This is a genomic window from Nitratireductor sp. L15S-10 (assembly GCF_045011005.1).
Taxonomy (GTDB): Bacteria; Pseudomonadota; Alphaproteobacteria; order Rhizobiales; family Rhizobiaceae; genus Nitratireductor.
The window spans coordinates 3,431,917-3,451,521 of record NZ_CP120674.1 but is presented as its reverse complement, the minus strand read 5'-3'; the positions used below and the strand labels follow the sequence as shown (position 1 = coordinate 3,451,521).

At 61.4% G+C, this 19,605-nt stretch carries 9 protein-coding genes; 6 read left to right on the top strand and 3 right to left on the bottom strand.

The annotated features are described in order from the left end of the window. Nucleotides 1-475: 475 nt before the first annotated feature. From P2W41_RS16415 to P2W41_RS16390, 6 genes are all read left to right on the top strand, one after another. On the top strand, nucleotides 476-10,672 hold the full coding sequence (locus tag P2W41_RS16415; RefSeq protein WP_404933788.1) for a DUF5801 repeats-in-toxin domain-containing protein: 10,197 nt from the start codon (nucleotides 476-478) through the stop codon (nucleotides 10,670-10,672). A 189-nt stretch (nucleotides 10,673-10,861) separates the two neighbouring features. Further along, nucleotides 10,862-11,218: a hypothetical protein gene (locus P2W41_RS16410; protein WP_404933787.1), complete on the top strand. Its 357-nt coding sequence runs from the start codon at nucleotides 10,862-10,864 to the stop codon at nucleotides 11,216-11,218. A 75-nt stretch (nucleotides 11,219-11,293) separates the two neighbouring features. Beyond that, on the top strand, nucleotides 11,294-12,415 hold the full coding sequence (locus P2W41_RS16405; protein WP_404933786.1) for an ABC transporter substrate-binding protein: 1,122 nt from the start codon (nucleotides 11,294-11,296) through the stop codon (nucleotides 12,413-12,415). 400 nt (nucleotides 12,416-12,815) lie between these two features. Further along, complete coding sequence (locus P2W41_RS16400; RefSeq protein WP_292899059.1) at nucleotides 12,816-13,295, top strand: (2Fe-2S)-binding protein; 480 nt, start codon at nucleotides 12,816-12,818, stop codon at nucleotides 13,293-13,295. A gap of 13 nt (nucleotides 13,296-13,308) precedes the next feature. Continuing rightward, on the top strand, nucleotides 13,309-15,672 hold the full coding sequence (locus P2W41_RS16395; RefSeq protein ID WP_404933785.1) for a xanthine dehydrogenase family protein molybdopterin-binding subunit: 2,364 nt from the start codon (nucleotides 13,309-13,311) through the stop codon (nucleotides 15,670-15,672). Nucleotides 15,673-15,683: 11 nt separating this feature from the next. Beyond that, nucleotides 15,684-16,472 carry an FAD binding domain-containing protein gene (locus tag P2W41_RS16390; RefSeq protein WP_404933784.1) on the top strand — a complete coding sequence of 263 codons (789 nt, stop codon included), beginning with the start codon at nucleotides 15,684-15,686 and terminating at the stop codon, nucleotides 16,470-16,472. Between the two features lie 78 nt (nucleotides 16,473-16,550). Here the strand turns inward: P2W41_RS16390 and P2W41_RS16385 are convergent, their stop codons facing one another. From P2W41_RS16385 to P2W41_RS16375, 3 genes are all read right to left on the bottom strand, one after another. Then, nucleotides 16,551-17,741, bottom strand: coding sequence for a M20 family metallopeptidase (locus P2W41_RS16385; protein WP_292899065.1), 1,191 nt, complete (start codon nucleotides 17,739-17,741; stop codon nucleotides 16,551-16,553). Nucleotides 17,742-17,824: 83 nt separating this feature from the next. After that, nucleotides 17,825-18,775 (bottom strand): TRAP transporter substrate-binding protein, encoded by a 951-nt coding sequence (locus P2W41_RS16380; protein WP_292899067.1) that lies wholly within the window; start codon nucleotides 18,773-18,775, stop codon nucleotides 17,825-17,827. Further along, nucleotides 18,772-19,602 (bottom strand): creatininase family protein, encoded by an 831-nt coding sequence (locus P2W41_RS16375; RefSeq protein WP_292899069.1) that lies wholly within the window; start codon nucleotides 19,600-19,602, stop codon nucleotides 18,772-18,774. Before P2W41_RS16375 ends, P2W41_RS16380 begins: the two co-directional genes overlap by 4 nt. Nucleotides 19,603-19,605: the final 3 nt, after the last annotated feature.

Sequence of the window (19,605 nt, the reverse complement as noted above, 5' to 3'; positions counted from 1 at the left end):
TGGTTGTGGTGAAATAGGAGGTGAGCGCTGTTGCAACGTGACCCGCAGCAGCCGGCTGGGGTGTTGCTGCCAATGTCAACGCCGACATCACAAATGCTGCACCCCAAAGAGTATGTCTATGTTTTGCTATACTCATTTTCCGCCCCCGGATCTTGATTTGAAGATAGGGGATGCAGATGAAGTGCCGATTAAGTGATAGGGATTATTATGTGTTTTCGGATTTTGTCGTATTTAACTCGAAATGTTATTTGTGTGGTAATTTCGCGTTAACCATCGCCGGTGGGCAGGCGCGGCGCCATGAAGTTGCGAAAAGGGGAAATTACAGGCGGATGTATATTATATTATGTCTATGGACTAACCAGAAATAAATATCAAGAACAATCGAATAATATAATATATCAACACGTTATACATTGTATTGCGCCAATTAAACTTGTGTGGCCCGCTTCCTGGAAATCTGTTTCCGGGGGTTATGATGGCCAACCAAGATCGCACCGACAAGACCGACGCACGCGCAAGCGCTCTCGGAGAATCCACGGACCACCCGTCCAGTCAGGTCGATCTGGCCACACTCCAGATCGCGCAGAATGAGAGCGCCGGAGAACCGGTTCCTGTCGATCCCGACACTGGCCAACCCGGGGCGGCATCGATTGTCCCTGATCTTCCCGAAACGGTAACACCGGGCGCCGACAACATCGTTCGGCTCCCCGAAGGTGTCTCCATAGACGAGATCAAACTCGATGGTGACAATCTGGTTCTGGTTCAGCCCGATGGCTCGACCGTCACAATCCTCAATGCCGCTCTGAAGGTTCCCACCTTCCTTATAGGAGAGGTGGAAATACCCGAGCTTGCGCTCGCCGCTGCGCTGCAGGCCAATGGCATAGACGTTGCCGCGGGCCCCGACGGCGCATTGACTGTCGTCTCGTCTGCCACACAAAGTGGCGGCGGAAACTTCACCACGCCCAATGGTGGCATTGGTGATGCCGGTCCGGTGATCGACCTACTTCCGCCCACGGCATTGCAGTTTGGGGCGCCGGAACGGCGCGAGCTTTTCCCGTCACTGCGTGAAGACCGGGAAAACGATGTACCCGAGCTGAGCATTGTGGGCATCGGAGCACCGCCCGGCGAAGTGAACGAGAGCGCACTTGCTTCGGGCTCTGGCGGGGGCACCACCACAACCAAAGGCAACATCCTCGTCGATCCCGGGAATGACGGCCTCGCTTCGCTCATGGTTACAAACGCCAATGGGGTGAGCGTGGATGTAACGAATGGCGGTCTGGTCGAAGGCACATACGGGACATTGCTGGTCACACGGAACAGCGATGGCACATACGGTTTCGAGTATGTGCTTTCTGAAAACACCACAGAGCATGACAAGCCGGGTGAGACAGGCGCAAACGATGTCGTCAGGGACGTCTTCAATTTCGTCGTGACTGACGGCAATGGCGATACGGCAACTGAGAATCTGACGATCACCATCACGGATGATGGCCCGGTTGCGGTGGACGACACAGACACCGTCTCTGCCGGCGCGTACGGTCCCGTCGCGGGCAATCTCATCACGAATGCCGAGGCCAATGGCGACAATGGTGCCGATACCCCGGGGGCTGATGGGGCGGCAGTGTCCTCCGTCATCGCCACCTCGGCCGAAGGGCAGGCAACCGCCGTCGGGACAGATACGGTCGTTGAGGGGCTTTACGGTGTTCTGACAATTTCCTCGGATGGATCCTACAGCTATGCACGCACTCCCGGCACGGCGGGTGGCGTCCAGGATGTGTTCACCTACACGCTGACGGACGGCGACGGTGATACCGACACTGCGACGCTGACGATAGACATTGGCGACGCGTCGGTCGAGATCCGCACGCCGGGTGTCGAGGAAGATGGCACCATCGTTTTCGAGCGGGGCCTTGCCGAGCGTGGTGGCGAGCCAGCCGGTTCGGGCGAGAGCGCGGATGGCGACGGCACGGACAATGATGACCCGTCGGAGGCGACGTCCGGCACGGTGACGTTCACGGCACCGGATGGTGTCCAGTCGGTCAGCGTTGCCGGCACGGCGCTCGCCCTTGGCGATCCGTTCCCGCAGACGGTGTCGAGCGATGCGACGGGCACGCTGGTGGTGACGGGCTACAGCTACAATGCGGTGACGGGTCAGGGCTCGATCAGCTACAGCTACACGCTGACGGACAACACGCTTGCCGATCCGGACGGTGTGTCGTTCGGCGTGACGGTGACGGATGCGGATGGCGACAGCCAGTCTGGCACGATCGCCATCGCCATCATCGACGATGCGCCGGTTGCGGTTGCCGATACGGACAGCATCGGTGCGGGCCAGTTCGGCCCGGCGACGGGCAATGTGATCACGGATGCTGAGGGCGATGGCGGGGCCGACACGGTCGGTGCGGACGATGCCTCTGTCGTCGGCGTTGCCGCCGGCAACACGGGTGCGGATCTGGATGATGCGACATCGGGGAATCCCGCCACGGTCGGCACGGTGATCCAGGGCGCCTATGGCAGGCTGACGCTGAACGCGGACGGCTCCTACAGCTACACCCGCGACGCCGGCACGGCCGGTGGCGTGTCGGATGTGTTCACCTACACGCTGAAGGATGGTGATGGCGACCTGACGCACACGACGCTGACGATCGACATTGGCGACAGCGGTGTGACGGTGACGACGCCGCAGCCGGGCGATGACGGCACGACCGTCCATGAGAAGGGCCTTGCCGAGCGTGGTGGCGAGCCAGCCGGTTCGGGCGAGAGCGCGGATGGCGACGGCACGGACAATGATGACCCGTCGGAGGCGACGTCCGGCACGGTGACGTTCACGGCGCCGGATGGTGTCCAGTCGGTCAGCGTTGCCGGCACGGCGCTCGCCCTTGGCGATCCGTTCCCGCAGACGGTGTCGAGCGATGCGACGGGCACGCTGGTGGTGACGGGCTACAGCTACAACGCGGTCACGGGTCAGGGCTCGATCAGCTACAGCTACACGCTGACGGACAACACGCTCGCCGATCCGGACGGGGTGTCGTTCGGCGTGACGGTGACGGATGCGGATGGCGACGGCCAGTCTGGCACGATCGCCATCGCCATCATTGACGATGCGCCGGTTGCGGTTGCCGATACGGACAGCATCGGTGCGGGTCAGTTCGGCCCGGCGACGGGCAATGTGATCACGGATGCGGAGGGCGATGGCGGTGCCGATACGGTCGGTGCGGATGATGCGTCTGTCGTCGGCGTTGCCGCCGGGAACACGGGTGCGGATCTGGATGATGCGACATCGGGGAATCCCGCCACGGTCGGCGCGGTGATCCAGGGCACCTATGGCAGGCTGACGCTGAACGCGGACGGCTCCTACAGCTACACCCGCGATGCCGGCACGGCCGGCGGCGTGTCGGATGTGTTCACCTACACGCTGAAGGATGGTGATGGCGACCTGACGCACACGACGCTGACGATAGACATTGGCGACAGCGGTGTGACGGTGACGACGCCGCAGCCGGGCGATGACGGCACGACCGTCCATGAGAAGGGCCTTGCCGAGCGCGGCGCCGAGCCTGCGGGTTCGGGCGAGAGCGCGGATGGCGACGGCACGGACAATGACGACCCGTCGGAGGCGACGTCGGGCACGGTGACGTTCACGGCGCCGGATGGCGTCCAGTCGGTCAGCGTTGCCGGCACGGCGCTCGCCCTTGGCGATCCGTTCCCGCAGACGGTGTCGAGCGATGCGACGGGCACGCTGGTGGTGACGGGCTACAGCTACAATGCGGTGACGGGTCAGGGCTCGATCAGCTACAGCTACACGCTGACGGACAACACGCTTGCCGATCCGGACGGTGTGTCGTTCGGCGTGACGGTGACGGATGCGGATGGCGACAGCCAGTCTGGCACGATCGCCATCGCCATCATCGACGATGCGCCGGTTGCGGTTGCCGATACGGACAGCATCGGTGCGGGCCAGTTCGGCCCGGCGACGGGCAATGTGATCACGGATGCTGAGGGCGATGGCGGGGCCGACACGGTCGGTGCGGACGATGCCTCTGTCGTCGGCGTTGCCGCCGGCAACACGGGTGCGGATCTGGATGATGCGACATCGGGGAATCCCGCCACGGTCGGCACGGTGATCCAGGGCGCCTATGGCAGGCTGACGCTGAACGCGGACGGCTCCTACAGCTACACCCGCGACGCCGGCACGGCCGGTGGCGTGTCGGATGTGTTCACCTACACGCTGAAGGATGGTGATGGCGACCTGACGCACACGACGCTGACGATCGACATTGGCGACAGCGGTGTGACGGTGACGACGCCGCAGCCGGGCGATGACGGCACGACCGTCCATGAGAAGGGCCTTGCCGAGCGTGGTGGCGAGCCAGCCGGTTCGGGCGAGAGCGCGGATGGCGACGGCACGGACAATGATGACCCGTCGGAGGCGACGTCCGGCACGGTGACGTTCACGGCGCCGGATGGTGTCCAGTCGGTCAGCGTTGCCGGCACGGCGCTCGCCCTTGGCGATCCGTTCCCGCAGACGGTGTCGAGCGATGCGACGGGCACGCTGGTGGTGACGGGCTACAGCTACAACGCGGTGACGGGTCAGGGCTCGATCAGCTACAGCTACACGCTGACGGACAACACGCTCGCCGATCCGGACGGGGTGTCGTTCGGCGTGACGGTGACGGATGCGGATGGCGACAGCCAGTCTGGCACGATCGCCATCGCCATCATTGACGATGCGCCGGTTGCGGTTGCCGACACGGACAGCATCGGTGCGGGCCAGTTCGGCCCGGCGACGGGCAATGTGATCACGGATGCGGAAGGCGATGGCGGTGCCGATACGGTCGGTGCGGACGATGCCTCTGTCGTCGGCGTTGCCGCCGGCGACACGGGTGCGGATCTGGATGATGCGACATCGGGGAATCCCGCCACGGTCGGCACGGTGATCCAGGGCACCTATGGCAGGCTGACGCTGAACGCGGACGGCTCCTACAGCTACACCCGCGATGCCGGCACGGCCGGCGGCGTGTCGGATGTGTTCACCTACACGCTGAAGGATGGTGATGGCGACCTGACGCACACGACGCTGACGATAGACATTGGCAATGCGCCGCCCGAGATCGGCAACCTGACGCCGAAGGCGGATGGTGGCGATGTGGTGGTTGACGAGGATGACCTTGCGGCGGGTCGCGGCGGCGGCAAGCCGGCCGGTTCGGACGGCAGCGATAGCACGACACAGTCGGGCACGTTCACGATCAGCTCGCCCGATGGCATCGCGTCGCTGACGATCGGCGGCCAGAGCTTCATCACCAATGGCGTGTTCACGGCGGGTTCGGTGACCACGGGCCTCGGCAACACGCTTAATGTGACGGGCTATGACGCCGGCACGGGCGTTGTGAGCTACAGCTACACGCTTGTCGACAACGAGACGCATGGCACGGGCGCGGGCGAGAACGACCTGTTCGAGGACTTTGCGGTTGTGCTGACCGATCAGGACGGCCAGAGCGCCAATGATGTCCTGTCGGTGAAGATCGTCGATGACGTCCCCGAGGCCATGGCCGATACGGACAGTGCCATCGAAGGTGGCATTGCGGACGGCAATGTACTGACAGGCTCGGGCGGTTCGGACGCGAACGCGACGGATGGTGCCGCCGACATTCAGGGTGCGGATGGCGCGGTGGTAACATCCATCGTGGCCACCACGGCGGGCGGCAGTGCAACGAATGTGGGCACCAACACCCTGATCAACGGCCAGTATGGCACGCTTACGATCTCCTCTGACGGCTCATACAGCTACCAGTCCATACCGGGCGCTGTTGCGAGCGGTACGGTTCAGGACGTCTTCACTTACACGATCACCGATGCCGACGGTGATCCGTCCACCACAACGCTCACAATCAATGTCAACGACAGTGGCCTGGCGACGCCCGACTACACGGTCACGGTGAATGAAGCGGCGCTGGATCTCAACAAGGACGGTGACGATCTTGTCCCGGGAACGGTGACCGGTTCACTGCCGGGCTCCACCGACGAGACCTCCGGCGACACGGCCTCCGCGACCAGTGGTACCGGGCCCTATACCTACGCCCTGCAGACCGGCGGCAATGCGGTGACGGCAGGCACCTATGGGTCGATCCAGGTCAACAGCGACGGCACCTATACCTACACGCTGAGTTCGAACTATCTGAACGCGACCGCTGATGACGGGGTTCAGACCATCAGCGGAGCCGAGAGCTTCACTTATGTTGCCACCGATGCATTCGGCAACACAACGACCGGCACGATCACCATCGACATCATTGATGATGTGCCGAAGGCTGAGGCCGCAGCCGGCGAGGCAGCATCGGTTGTACTCGATGAATCCGACGGCAGCGGCTCTGGCACGGACGGGATCAACCCCGGTCAGATTCAGGCCGGTGTCATCCAGAGCCTGTTCGCCACTCCGGAATTCGGGGCAGATGGTGCCGGCTCGGTGGCCTATTCGCTATCCGCGACCGACAATGCGCTGACCGGCCTTTGGCTGACAGGCCAGTCGGGTGCGGCGAATGAGATCAGGCTGGTGAAACTCTCCGACACCGTCTACGAAGGTCGCGCCGGCGGGACCGGCGGCACGCTCGCCTTCACGGTCTCCATCAATGGCGCGACGGGCGCAGTCACGGTAACCCAGCACGAGACCCTTGAGCACAATGTCGATGGCGGCCCCGGTGCTGCGCATGACGATGCGCTCTTCATCGGTGGTGCTGCAGCCATTTCGGTTGTCCAGACGGTTACGGATGCCGATGGCGACACGGCCACGGCGACAAGCGCCAGTGCGCTTTCGATCCGGTTCGACGACGATGGGCCGACGGTTATCGTCCCCGAAGATGCGGTTTTGAGCAACTCGGCCGGGACACCGCAGGTTTTCGACCTGGATGTGGACGGGTCTGTCATCGACAATTACGGAGCCGACGGTGCCGGCACGGTGCGGTTCACGGTCACCGAGGGGCAGGACAGCGGCCTGACCTCCGGCGGTCAGCCCATCACCTACCATCTTTCCGGAGACGGCACGGTTCTCACTGGCAAGATCGGCGGCGCAGGCGGCACCACCGTTTTCACGGTCACGCTCGACCCGACGAACGGCACCTATTCGGTGGACATGGATGGGTCGGTCGACAGCCAGTCCTTCGTTGATTTCAATGACGGCGGTTACGATTTCAAAGGCGGAAACGAGCCATGGGCCGGCTTCTTTACCTCTGCCGATGACGCAAGCTCCGATCTGCTTCTGACGCCGATTCCGGCGACTTCGTTCAATCCGGGAAACAGCGGCGGGACGATGAACACCAACGCCAACAACGGGGGTGTTGGAACAGGAGGCAGCGTCGGCAACGGGGAGGGAGTCCGTCTGGACTTCGTGACCGACCTTGGCGGCAACAATGCGGGTACGGGCGATTATTCGGTTCCCGGAAACCAAGACCATACCTTCGATGGGCATTACACGACCAACGGCGCATCCATCGACTTCACTGGAATAAGTGGTGGCTCCGGCCAGTCCACCGTCCTTTTCCGTGCGTTTGACGACGACGACACCGGTCCGGTCGCCACTCAGGTTGGCGATGGCAGCCCGGACGACATCACCGCGGTTGCAATATCGTACGGTGGTCAAACCGTGTTTGTCACGCCCGGCACTGCCCAACCGGTCACGGTGGGCGGGCACAACTTCATGGTCAATTTCGTCAACAATGGCGGGGTCCAGGAGGTGACGGTTGCTGGCGTCGTCAACAACACCTCGATCGCGACCTACACGGCAGATGGCTATAACAGTCTCGAAGCGCACTGGAGCGGCGGGCAACCGTTCAAGGTGGGCAATTTTGGCACCTCTGTCGTCAGCACCGACCCGGTCGACTTCAGCCTCCCGATCGAAATCGTCGATGGTGACGGCGATACGGCGGCAGCCCAGATCGACATTCACCTTGAGCCGGACGCACCCCCGACGGTGAGCGTTACCGATGGCGAAGTCGATGAAGCGGGGCTTTCCGCGGGTTCGGAGGCCGGGATCGCGAGCATTGCGGACACCGGTAGCATTTCCATAGCGCTTGGCAGTGGCGACGCGCTTTCCGTGCTGGAGGTTCAAAACGCAAATGGCGACTGGATCGACGTCACGGCCGCAACGATCGGCAGCCCGGTGGATGTGGTCGGAGCCAATGGGACGTTGACGGTAACGTCTGATGGAGCGGGAAACTACTCCTGGGCCTATGAACTCGACCAGAACTCGCTCGACCATCCACAGAACCCGAACACCGGTACATCTGAAGGTGTCTCCGATGATTTCCGTATACGGGCGACGGACGACGATGGCGATGTTTCCGCCGTTGACACCCTGAACGTATCGATCCTTGACGACGGACCGACGGCGAAGCCTGACACGGCCAGTCTGACCCTCGGAACCGAGAGCTTCAACATCGCTTTCGTGCTCGATTTTAGCGGCAGCGTGAGCAACAGTGAACTGGATCAGATGCTCGATGCCGTGAAGGCCGCCGGACAGGCATTTTTCAGCGGCACGACGGGTGACGTACAGATCGAGCTGGTTGCCTTTTCGTCGAGCGCGTTGTCCGCCCCGGGACCTTTCACCGACTATGCATCGTTTGCTGCGCAGATTGACGATTGGAATCCTGCTGAAGGCGGGTCGCGGCCCTATAATGGCGGCACCGATTTCACCGCGGCCATTCAGGAAACGATGGCGACCTATACGCCACTGGACGACTACAACAATCAGGTCTTCTTCCTCAGTGATGGCAATCCGAACGAGCAGATCGGCGCCGGCGGACATTCTCTGCTTGGCAGCACTCAGACCGACTGGAACAACTTTGTCCAGGACAATGACGTGACGGTTCAGACGGTCGGTATTGGCAACAATATCGATGTCGAGCAGCTCCAGGATGTGGATGAAGCGGACGGTGACAATACGGTCGTTTCGGTCTCCAATTTCGACAATCTTGTCGACGCGCTTCTCGACCTGGCCAATCAGGTGAGCGTTTCCGGCAATGTCCTTTTGGGTGATGACAATGCTGCCGGCGGCGGCGACGATGACGGTTTCGGAGCGGATGGCGGGCGCATCCATTCGATCACGGTTGATGGAGTGACTTACACCTATGATCCCGGCACCGATCAGATCGCGAATGATGGTGGTGAACCGGTTCAGACGGGCAGTGACCTGCAGGTCGATACGCCGCTGGGCGGGGTACTTGAATTCGATTTTGATACAGGAGCGTGGGATTATCAGGCTGGGTCGGGCACGACGGCTGGAACCGAGACGTTCGACTATGTCATCATCGACAATGATGGAGATACGTCGACCACCCAATTGACGGTGAACGTCTTGCCCCCACCCGACATTGTTAGTGATCTCGTCTTGACGAACATCACCGACTATTCAGCGATCAGTATTCCCACCCGCGCGTTGCTTTATAACGACGATGGCAAGGGTTCTCCGCTACATGTCGCTGCGGTGGAAAACGGGCAGGATGGAAGCGTGACTTTGCCACATGACGTGGTCTTCACTCCTTCCAGCACACCGGCCTCGTTTGTCGATGAAGATTTCAGCGGCGGGCTGGGCGGCTTCACATACGAGGACAATCATTACGCGGACCAGTATTATCAGGCCACGGGGAACGATGCCTTCGGTCAGAGAGAAACAGGCGGCGTAGCAAACGATGGTGCGTTGGCTCTCTACCTCGGTGGAAACAGTGGCACTGATCGCGACAATATGAACGGCGCATTCACGCGCTCATTCAATCTTGCCAGCACGACAACCGTAACGATCACTTTTGATTATTTCGCCTTCCTCTCGGGACAGTCTGACAATACGGACGATGTCTGGGTGCTCGCCGATGTTGATGGGAACGCTTTTGGAACAGGTGGGGTGATCGATGAACTCGTCGGTTCGAGTTCGAGCAGTTCCGACCATCAGTCAACAGGCTGGCAAACATTCTCGACCACGATAACCCTGTCCGCCGGCGATCACACATTGTCTCTCGGCGGGCTCATGACATCTAAAGAACACAGCAACGAGTACGCCGACGTCTATTTTGACGATGTCAGCATTGAATATGATCCGACCCCAAGCTTCTCCAGTGGGGGATTCGATTACACGGCCTCTACGGGAGACGCCTCGGTTGATGGTCATGTAACGATCACCGGAGTATCGGGCAGCATCATCACCGGAACCGGCGCGGATGAGGTGCTGATCGGCAATGACAGCGGCTCGACACTGCTCGGTATGGGCGGGAACGATGTCCTTGTTGGTGGTGCCGGAGACGACGAACTCATCGGCGGCGAAGGTGCGGACCTGCTTATCGGCGGGGAAGGACAGGACACCTATCTGCTCGCAGACATCGACGACGCCGAGGACACGGTCGTGATCGATCAGTCGGCGCTGGCTGCGCTCGATCCGGATGCGATCATCGGCTTCGGATCGGAGGATGTCGTGGACCTGACAGAGCTTGTCGCGATTGGTCCGGGGGAAAATGTCGCCGACTATGTGAGGCTCAACCCCGGCAACACAACCGAGCTGCAGGTGGATGCCGACGGAACGGCCGGGTCGGAAAACTGGGTGACGGTCGCCACATTCGATGTGCCGCAGACACCCTCTACGATCAAGATCCTCTATGAGGATGATGGCAGTGACAATTCGGGTACGGTCTGAGGCAATGCGCTTGTTTGATAAGCCGGCGGGAAAGGTGTAGTTTTCCGGCTAAAGCAATTTCATGAAGGTGGAATCCGGTTTTCCGTTTGGAATTGCGTGAAAGCCGGCAGTTGGACCGCTTCAGCTGGCTCGTTAGACGCTGAAGGATCCGGGTAACACACCACAGGCGAGAATCGCCGAGGGGGACCTATGAGAAAGCTTACTTTGGGATTTGCCGTGATTGCAGTAACTGTTCTGGCTGGGCCGGCGCAGGCCGCTGATCTTTCAGTCGGCGGGTATTGCCCGGTGGCCCAAAACGCCCGGCTCCTTTCCATTCCGAGCAATGCTTCACTGACGGATGAGGTCATCCGCCTGATGGATGAGGCCGTGGCCGTTGCAGATAGCCCGCAATGGATCAATTCGGGACGCCCCGCCTTCGTCTGGGCATCCGAAGCCAAGGTCGCCTGTGGCAAGGCTTATGGCTATCTGCAATCCGAATATCGGGACGAGGATTATCTGAACAAATGCGAGTGCTTTCATGCCCGCATGGTTCGCTACATGTATTGATCCTGTTGATCCGGCTCCTAGATGAATTTGACACGAGACCTGCGCTCTGAGCACCATGCAAACGGGCGCTTTTCCATGAGACTGGCGCGGGCAGTGGCGGCCCTAAGTGTCGCGCTTGCCTTTGCAGCCTGCCAGTCTTCGGGAGTGGATGACGCGCTGAAGGTGGAAGACGCCAGCGTCTCTCCTTCCGCCGCGGGCGTCGAAACGGTCGGCTCCGGACCAGTGACTATCGGCATGGTGACAAACCTTGCCGGCGCGGCCCGCGCCTCGGAGCGTGACTACCGAGACGGCGCCAAGCTTGCCGCCGAGCAGCTTGGCGGTGATCAGGTTACACTTGCTGTTTACACGGCCCGGCCCAATGCTGCCGATACGAAGAAGGCCGTCGAGACCCTGATTGAACGCGGCGCCAGGATCATTATCGGCCCCTCTCAGGCGAACCTCCTGAGTGCTGTCCCGGCGGGCGGCACCACTCCACCGGTTATTGCGCTGGTGTCAAACGGGATGCCGCGCAAGACGGGTTTTTTTGCGTTCATGTCGGATGAAGTGGATAGCAGCATCGAAGCCGCAGCTTACGCAATCGGGGCCGGCCGCAGAAACATCGCTGTCGTGCACCCAGCCAACGCGGACCGGGCAACGCTGGAAAGGCTGCAGGCAGGCATCAGGGCGGAAGGCGGCAACATTGTCGCAAATGTGCCTGTCGCAACGAACTCCACGAGTGAATTGGCGGGCAAAGCTGCACGGCTTCAGGCAGCCGATGCTCTTGTCCTTGCACCCGGTTTGAAGGCACCGGCAGCCACTTTGGCCGCGCTGCGAGCAACTGGCGCTCTGCGAGAGAACGCGCTTGTCCTTTCAACGCCGCAACTGCCGCCTGGCCCCGCGGTCGCGGGTGTACTCATGTGCCGCGTCGATCAGCTCGCGGTCGGGAACCTCACGGAGAGTTTCAGAAGCAGGTATGGCAGGGCGATGAGCAGGGACGCGGCCTATGGGTTCGATGCCGCAGCCCTCGCCATCGGCATTGCCAGAGCCAGAGGCGCTGCCGGTTTGACGGTTTCCACCCTGACCGCAAAATCCGGTTTTCGTGGTCTGCTCGGTTCATTCCGCTTCACCGCCTCCGGAGCGGTGGAGCGCAATTGCTCCATTTATCGCGTCGAGGGCAGTGCTTTCAAATTGCAGGATCCTGCTCCCGAAGGCTTCTGATCTTGCATTCTTCTTGGTCTATACCTGAATGGGCCTTGGCTTTCGCCGAAAACCCCGCTTAAATGACCTTTGGGAGTGAACTGGTTGAAGCTTTCGGCTGGCTGGCGCGGTCGCAGGCTAACGCGGGAGGCGTGGCTTGGCGGTTTCTGTTCTCGTTGTCGGCAAATGCGCTGCGCCGGGTGCGCGGACGCGGCGCCTCATCGGGTGCCTCAACTGGCGTAGGCGCCATCCAACTTCATACAGCCTATCAGATCTTTTCGTGTTGACGCTGTCTCTGCTTCGTCAACCCACGACCGGATTGTCGTGCACCTTCGCTCATTCATCTGAAGGAGCAGGACGCATCGCAACCTAGGACGCTGTTTCGCAACCGCGGAATGAGCCCGAGGCAAGGGAGGAATACATGACCGAAATCTCGATGACCGTGAACGGCAGGGCGGCGCGCGCCTCTGTGCCGGACAATACGCTTTTGGTGGATTTCCTGCGCGAGCATCTTCGCCTGACCGGCACGCATGTGGGCTGTGACACGAGCCAGTGCGGGGCCTGTGTGGTTCACGTCAACGGGCGGGCGGTGAAGAGTTGCACAATGCTTGCGGCTTCCGCCGAAGGCGCGGATGTCACGACCATCGAGGGGCTGGCCAATGGCGAACTCCATCCCATGCAGGCGGCGTTCAAGGAGAATCACGGCCTGCAATGCGGCTTCTGCACGCCGGGCATGATCATGTCGGCGACCGATATGGTGGCCCGGTACCGGGCAGCCGGAAAGGAGCTCACCGAAGAAGCGATCCGTCACGAGCTGGAAGGCAATATCTGCCGCTGCACCGGCTATCACAATATCGTCAGGGCCATTCAGGATGGCGCGGCGAAGATGACTGCGAGCTAAGGGAGGAAACGAGATGAGCGAACAAGGCATCGGCGCCCGGGTCCTCCGAAAGGAAGACAAGCGCTTCATCACCGGCAAGGGCCGGTACACCGACGACATCCGCAACGAACGGCAGGCCTATGCGGCCTTCGTGCGCAGCCCGCACGCGCACGCAAAGGTCAAGTCCATCGATAGCGCGGAAGCGGAGAAGATGGACGGCGTGATTGCCGTCCTCAACGGCAAGCAATTGACGGATGATGGTATTGGCAATCTCATCTGCGGCTGGGCGGTGAACTCGAAGGACGGCAGCCCCATGAACATGGGAGCGTGGTCCGCACTCGCCACCGACAAGGTGCGCTATGTGGGCGATGCCGTGGTTCTCGTCGTGGCCGAAACGCAGGCCCAGGCACGCGCTGCTGCCGAAGCCGTGGAGGTCGATTATGAAGAACTCCCGGCAGTCGTGCATGCGGTCGATGCGCTGAAAGGTGGTGCACCGCAGGTTCATGACAATGCGCCCGGAAACCTCATCTTCGACTGGGGTCTGGGCGAAGAGGCAGCCGTCGACAAGGCACTTGCCGGTGCCGCGCACGTTACCGAGATGAAGATCGTCAACAACCGGCTGTCGCCAAATCCGATGGAGCCGCGTTCGGCAATCGCCACCTATGACGAGGCGGAAGATCACTACACGCTCTACACCACCAGCCAGAACCCGCATGTGGCGAGGCTGGTGCTCTCCGCTTTTTATCAGGTCGCGCCAGAGCACAAGTTGCGCGTCATCGCTCCCGATGTCGGCGGCGGCTTCGGCTCCAAGATCTACATCTATCCGGAAGAGATCGCCTGTCTCTGGGCGTCGATGAAGACAAAACGTTCGGTCAAATGGACGTCGACGCGGTCCGAGGCCTTCCTCACCGACGCGCATGGCCGCGATCATGTCTCCACGGCGAAGATCGGCTTCGATGCGCAAAACCGCATTGTCGGCCTCAAGGTCGACACCATCGCCAATCTCGGCGCCTATATGTCGCTCTTTTCTTCGGCGGTGCCGACCTATCTCTATGCGACCCTGCTCTCGGGCCAGTACGACATCGCCAACATCTACTGCAATGTGCGCACGGTCTACACCAACACCGCGCCCGTCGATGCCTATCGCGGCGCAGGCCGTCCCGAAGCATGCTACCTTGTCGAGCGCATCATGGAGACGGCGGCACGCGAACTGGGTGTCGATCCGGCCGAGCTGCGCCGCATCAACTTCATCCGCCAGTTCCCGCATGAGACCCCTGTCATCATGACCTATGATGCAGGCGACTTTGCCGGCAATCTCGATCAGGCGCTGGAGGCGGCTGATTACAAGGGCTTCTCCGCCCGTCGCGCGGAAGCCGCCAAACGTGGAAAGCTGCGCGGCATCGGGCTTGCCTCCTATATCGAGGCCTGCGGCATCGCGCCTTCAGCAGCCGTCGGTTCGCTGGGCGCTGGCGTGGGCCTTTGGGAGAGTGCGGAGGTGCGGGTCAATCCTGTCGGTACGATCGAGGTCCTGACCGGCAGCCACAGTCACGGGCAGGGGCACGAAACCACCTTCGCCCAGGTGGTGGCGGAGCGGTTCGGTTTGCCCATCGACAACATCCAGATCGTGCATGGCGACACCGACAAGGTGCAATTCGGCATGGGCACTTACGGCTCGCGTTCCGGCCCGGTGGGCATGTCGGCCATCGTCAAGGCGCTCGACAAGGTGGAGGCCAAGGTCAGGAAAATCGCAGCCCACGTACTTGAGGTCTCCGAAGACGATCTCGTCATCGAGAATGGCGAGGTGAAGGTGGCAGGCACTGACCGGGCGATGGCCTGGCACGAGGTTGGCCTCGCGGCCTACACCGCCCACAATCTGCCCGCCGGGATGGAGCCGGGGCTGAAAGAGGGCGCGTTCTACGATCCCGCGAACTTCACCTTCCCTGCCGGCACCTATGTCTGCGAGGTGGAGGTGGACCCCGAAACGGGCGAGACGAAAATCGTCCAGTTCGTCGCTTCCGACGATTTCGGCACCATCATCAACCCGATGATCGTGGAGGGGCAGGTTCATGGCGGCATCGCCCAGGGCGTCGGTCAGGCGATGCTTGAAAACGTGGTCTATGACGACGACGGCCAGCTCCTGTCGGCGAGTTACATGGACTACACCATGCCGCGCGCCGACAATGTGCCGAGTTTCGCCATTCACCACCATTCCACCAAGAGCCCGTCAAACCCGCTCGGCATGAAAGGCTGCGGCGAGGCGGGTGCCATTGGCACACCGCCGGCGGTCATCAACGCCATCACGGATGCGATCGGCAACAACGATCTCCAGATGCCGGCCACGCCGCCGCGCGTATGGGCCGCGTTGCAGGCCGCTTCGGCAAAGATCGCGGCAGAATAGGGAGGCCAGCCATGTATGATGTAACCTATCACCGTGCCGCAAGCGTCGACGATGCGGCGGCTAAATTCTCTGCCGCCTCCGACGGGCAGTTGCTTGCCGGCGGTCAGACCCTGCTTCCGACCATGAAGCACCGGCTTGCGGCGCCTTCGGATCTCATCGACCTGCGTGGCATTGCCGATCTTGTCGGGGTGAAGGTCTCGGGCCGCAAGGTCACCATCGGTGCCATGACCACCCATGCGGCGGTTGCCGAAAATGCCGAACTTGCAAAGGTCTGTCCGGCTATCGTCAAGCTGGCCGGCGGCATCGGCGATCCGGCGGTTCGCCATCAGGGAACCATTGGCGGCTCCATCGCCAACAACGATCCGGCGGCAGACTATCCGGCGGGTCTTCTGGCGCTCGCAGCCACGATCCACACAAACCGGCGCGAGATTGCCGCGGGTGATTTCTTCACCGGGCTTTTCTCCACCGCGCTGGATGAGGGCGAGATCATCACCGCTGTCAGCTTCGAGGCACCAGAGGCCTGCGGCTACGCAAAATTCCCCAACCCTGCCTCGCGCTACGCGATGACCGGGGTCTTCGTGGCCAAAGCTGGTGGCGCCGTGCGCGTTGCAGTCACGGGAGCCGGATCGGATGGCGTGTTCCGCCATGAGGGGCTGGAACAGGCGCTGTCGAAGGACTGGTCTGCCGCTGCGGTGGACGGGGTGAAAATCTCGGCTGAGGGACTCATGTCCGACATCCATTGCGATGCTGCCTACCGCGCCAATCTGATCCGGGCGATGGCCAAACGCGCGCTCGCCTGAACAGTGAGCGAGCACATCAAAGCCCGGGCGCAATCCGCCCGGGCTTTGTCCTGGGAAGCAGGGATTGTTGAGCTCGGTTCAGCGCTTCATCAGGTCGATGGCCGCTGCCGCGATGGTCTTCACCGCCGTTGGAATACACGCCTCGTCCAGGTCGAAATCGCTACGATGGAGCATCGTCTTTCGGTCCTTGAGACGCGAGCCGATCCTCAGATGCGCGCTCGGCACACGGGTCGAAAACTCCGCGTAATCCTCACTGCCCATGGAGCCCTGTGGCAGTTCGATCACCTTATCGTCGCCAATCATGCCGCGCGTGGTTTCAAGCACGGGGTGCAGGATGTCGGGATCGTTAACCACAGGTGGAACACCGATCAGGAAAGTCGGCTCGCAGGTCACGCGATGGGTTAGCGCAATGCCTGCACAGACCCGCTCGATGGCGGCTTTCACTGCCTCGCGCACGGCTGGGTTCTGACTGCGTGTCGTGCCTTCAAGCGTCACACTGTCGGGAATCTGGTTGCGCGCCGATCCGCCCTTGATCGAGCCGATGGTCACCACCGCCGCTTCCAGCGGGGCGATCTCCCGGGCAACAATCGTCTGAAGTGAAGAGACGAAATAGCCGGCGGCAACGATGGGGTCGACCGCCAGATGCGGGTGCGCACCATGGCCCGACTGGCCGGTAATGGTGATGTCGAACGGGTCCGTGGAAGCGAAGGCCGTCTTGGGATGATAGCCGATCGTGCCGCCGTCGATCAGCGGCCAGTTGTGGTAGCCGAGCATGATGTCGGGTTCGACCCACTCGAACAGGCCGTCCTCCAGCATGGCGCGCGCGCCGCCCAGCCCTTCCTCCGCCGGCTGAAACACCATCAGAGCCCGGCCCGGCAGAGCATCTGAAAGGCGTGCCAGAACTTCGCTCACACCAAGCGCAATGGCCGTGTGCGCGTCGTGCCCACAGGCGTGCATCTTGCCCGGGTTGCGCGATTTGTATTCAGGCGAAGCGGTTTCCTCAATCGGCAGCGCGTCCATGTCGCCACGAATTCCGATCGTCTTGCCGTTGCCCTGTCCGATGGTGGCTGCAACACCGGTCTTGCCGAAGCCGGAGCGATGATCGACCCCCAGACGCGTCAGTTCCCGCATCACCAGTGCCGAGGTTTCGTATTCCTCAAAGCCGAGCTCCGGGTTGGCATGGAGCTGCCGGCGGATTTCGATCAGGCGCGGTGTGATCTCGGCTGTGATCTCTTCAATGCGCGCGCGCAGGTTTTGCTCTTCACTCATGGCTGGGCAGCAGTCCTCGATAAGTAAAAAATGGCCGGCGCAGCCTGTCAGGGCCACGCCGGCAGTTGTCGTCAGGGGATCGGCTATTCCTTGCCGATTGCGACGATCTGCTTGTAGACGTCTTCGCCCCAGACACCCTTGCCCAGGTTGTCACGCACGGACTGCGTGGCTTCCATGAAAGGCGTCTTGTCGGGATGGGTGACCGTCACGCCGGCCGCTTCCATCTCGGCGATGTACTTCTTGGTCTGGTCCGGCATCAGCTCGTTGATTTTGGCGGTCGAGGCGTCATTGGCCTTCTGGAGAAGTGCCTGGTCTTCCTCCGAAAGTCCCTGCCAGAACTGATCGCTGATGACCACATAAGCGGGCTTGTTGATGTAATCGACCATCGCCACGCCCTTCTGCACCTCGAAGAACTTCTGTGCGTAGATCGTTTCGATCGGGTTTTCCTGCCCGTCCACGATGCCGGTCTGCAGGGCGGTATAAACTTCTGCGAAGGCCATCGGGGTGGGGTTCGCGCCAAGAGCCCGCAGCGATTCCACATAGTAGTCGCGTTCCGGCGCGCGCAGTTTCAGGCCGCTCAGATCGTCCATGGAGTTGATGACCACATTGGCGCTGATCTGGCGCGGGCTGCGGGGCATGAAGCCGAGCATCCGCACCTGACGTTCGGCAGTTAGACGCTCGTTCCATTCCTTGCCGAAATCCGTATCGAGCACTTTCTTGTAGTTGTCGATACCGTTCATCAGATAGGGCAGGGCGAGGTATTCGATTTCCTTGAGACCGGGGTCGCCGCTTGCCAGCATCTGCGTCGAGCCAAGCGCCATTTGTGCGTAAACCTCACGCGGAGTGCCGAGCTGGTCCCCGGGGAAGATCGTCACCGTGTGGTCGGAGTTTTCCTCCACCACACGCTTGAACTCCATGGCGCCTTCATACTGAGCTTCGCCCGGTTGGGCCCAGAGCGCATAGCGGATTTCGTCCGCCTCTGCGCTGGCTGTCGCCAGAAGAACGGCGCTGAGTGCGAGTGCTTTCATCTTCATGCTGCATACTCCCCTTTTGATTTCGCTTTTGTGGATGAAGAAACGGACCGCATGTGCTCGACAAAGTCCGAGCAAAACGTCACCAGGTGATCGACGAAACGGGCGCCCTTGTCAGCCGAAGAGCGAGAGGCGTCACCGCCGGCAATCCCGTTGGAGCAGTGATCGTCCACATTGACCGGCAGGCCGATCTCCGTGCCCTGAAAGCGCACCGCGGCAAGCCCGGCAGTGGGCAGGTCGATCATCTTTCCGAACTGGGCATCGATCTCCACGGCATCCATGCGGGTCAGATCCGGGAAAAGGTGCAGATAGACCGAGGTGATGGGGTCGCCGCCATGGGCAAACGCCTTCTTTCCGAACTCGCCATGCACCTCTTTCCAGAGGGAATCGGGAATCGAACGCCACAGATTGATGCAGGGAACCAGAACGTCATGCTCTCGGCGGACCGCGCGCGTTACCTGATCGATCAGCGGCGCATTACCACTGTGGCCGTTGACGATCACAAGCTTCGTGAGCCCATGGTCGAGAAAATTGTCGAGCATGTCGCGTAGCGTGGCACGGAATGCATCGGCTGAAAGCGCGATGCCGCCCGGTACCGAGCGGAAATACTCCGCATATCCAAAGGGCATGGTGGGTGCCGCAATGGCTCCGCTTTTTTCCGCCACGCGACTGGCGATTTCACGCGTCAGCATGAAGTCGCCCATCGGCACCATCGGCCCCTGGATTTCCTGCGAGCCGAGCGGGATGAGGATCACCGGATCCTCGCCCATACGCTCCTGGAATTCCAGAAAGGTCATGTCCTCCAGGAGGTGCTTGTTCGCGGTACTCATTGA